Raw genomic sequence first — 1,057 nt, 5'->3', positions numbered from 1 at the left:
GGGCTTTGTTGAATAAATCAGATTTCGGGTAAGTCTCCCCCGTAGCGGGTTGTGTTTTCAGGCAATACGCACGCTTTCAGGCATACCTGCTTTCGTCATTTTGTTCAGCGCTCGTACCAGGGCCATAGCCTCCGCAACCTGACCATCGTAGTCACGCAGCGTCAGTGAACCCCCGAACAGCTGTTTTACCCGGTACATCGCCNAGCGACGGTTGTAATCTGTTGTCCATTTCCACCGCGCATTACTCCCGGTCATTCGCTGATTAGCCACTGCACGGTTACGGTCTGCATATTCACCGGGCCAGTAACCCGCACCTTTTCGGGGCGGGATAAGCGCGCTGATTTTCTTACGCCGCAGTTCATCGTGACAGAGCCGGGTATCGTAAGCTCCATCGGCGGCGGCTGACCTGATTTTCCGGTGGGTTTGCCGGATTAACCCGGGGAAGGCCTCTGAGTCCGTAACGTTGTTCAGCGACAGGTCAGCGCAGATGATTTCATGTGTTTTACTGTCAACTGCCAGATGCAGCTTACGCCATATACGACGGCGTTCCTGGCCATGCTTTTTGACTTTCCACTCGCCTTCACCGAAGACCTTCAGCCCGGTGGAATCAATTACCAGGTGTGCGATTTCACCCCGGGTGGGCGTTTTGAAACTGATATTAACCGACTTTGCCCGCCTGCTGACACAGCTGTAATCCGGGCAGCGTAGCGGAACGTTCATCAGAGAAAAAATGGAATCAATAAAGCCCTGCGCAGCGCGCAGGGTCAGCCTGAATACGCGTTTAATGACCAGCACAGTCGTGATGGCAAGGTCAGAATAGCGCTGAGGTCTGCCTCGTGAAGAAGGTGTTGCTGACTCATACCAGGCCTGAATAGCTTCATCATCCAGCCAGAAAGTTATGGAGCCACGGTTGATGAGGGCTTTATTGTAGGTGGGCCAGTTGGTGATTTTGAACTTTTGCTTTGCCACGGAACGGTCTGCGTTGTCGGGAAGATACGTGATCTGATCCTTCAACTCAGCAAAAGTTCGATTTATTCAACAAAACCCTATTTTCCTT

General features: G+C 52.3%; 1 protein-coding gene. It reads right to left on the bottom strand.

Going from position 1 to position 1,057, the window contains the following annotated elements; all coding sequences use genetic code 11:
* Nucleotides 1–57: 57 nt before the first annotated feature.
* On the bottom strand, nucleotides 58–1,014 hold the full coding sequence (locus tag ABEB28_RS41805) for an IS5 family transposase (protein ID WP_345733871.1): 957 nt from the start codon (nucleotides 1,012–1,014) through the stop codon (nucleotides 58–60).
* Between the last annotated feature and the right edge of the window lie 43 nt (nucleotides 1,015–1,057).

The sequence above is a fragment of the Cryptosporangium minutisporangium genome (assembly GCF_039536245.1).
Lineage (GTDB): Bacteria > Actinomycetota > Actinomycetes > Mycobacteriales > Cryptosporangiaceae > Cryptosporangium > Cryptosporangium minutisporangium.
Note: the sequence above shows the minus strand (reverse complement) of the source record. Positions and strands in the feature narration are given on the sequence as shown.